The sequence below is a fragment of the Streptococcus sp. HMSC072D05 genome (assembly GCF_001815805.1).
In the GTDB taxonomy this organism is placed as follows: domain Bacteria; phylum Bacillota; class Bacilli; order Lactobacillales; family Streptococcaceae; genus Streptococcus.
Genome location: NZ_KV821994.1, coordinates 258324 through 259029 on the forward strand (window position 1 = coordinate 258324; position 706 = coordinate 259029).

Consider the following 706-nt stretch of genomic DNA (forward strand, 5'->3'; position numbering starts at 1 on the left):
CAAAGTAACGGATATCACTTTCCAAGTTAAACCTAACGGTACTGTTGAAGTGACAAAAGTAGGTGAAAAAGATTCTAAAGGCGAAGACAATCGTGTTGTAGCCCAGAATTCAACTCTGACAGTTACTGATAAAGATGACGATGTAGCTCGTAAAATCACGTTCAGTAAAATTAGTCTTGGTGGGGTTGAAATCGCAGGAGCACAAATCAAGATCTTCAAAGGCGATAAGGCAGAAGGCACAGCTGTAGAAAGCTGGACTTCAGAAGCTGGTAAGTCTAAAGAATTGAGCTTGGCACCAGGTACTTACACCTTCCATGAGGAAGCAGCCCCAACTGGATACCTCAAAGTAACGGATATCACTTTCCAAGTTAACTATGATGGAACAGTTAAAGTGACGAATGTTGGTACTAAGGATGCTAAAGGCGAGGACAATACAGTCGTAACCGATGGTTCAACAATCAAAGTCACTGATAAAGATGACGATAGTCCACGTAAGATTACCTTTAGTAAGGTTAACCTTGGTGGTACAGAAATTGCAGGAGCACAAATCAAGATCTACAAGGGTGATAAGGCAGAAGGCACAGCCGTAGAAAGCTGGACATCTGAAGCTGGTAAGTCTAAAGAATTGAGCTTAGCACCAGGTACTTATACTTTCCATGAGGAAGCCGCTCCAACCGGTTACCTCAAAGTAACGGACATCACTTTC

The 706-nt window shown here is 42.5% G+C and carries 1 protein-coding gene; it reads left to right on the plus strand.

The features are described 5' to 3' along the window. A partial coding sequence (locus tag HMPREF3057_RS03155; protein WP_257370736.1) for a prealbumin-like fold domain-containing protein occupies nucleotides 1-706 on the plus strand: 706 nt, incomplete at both ends.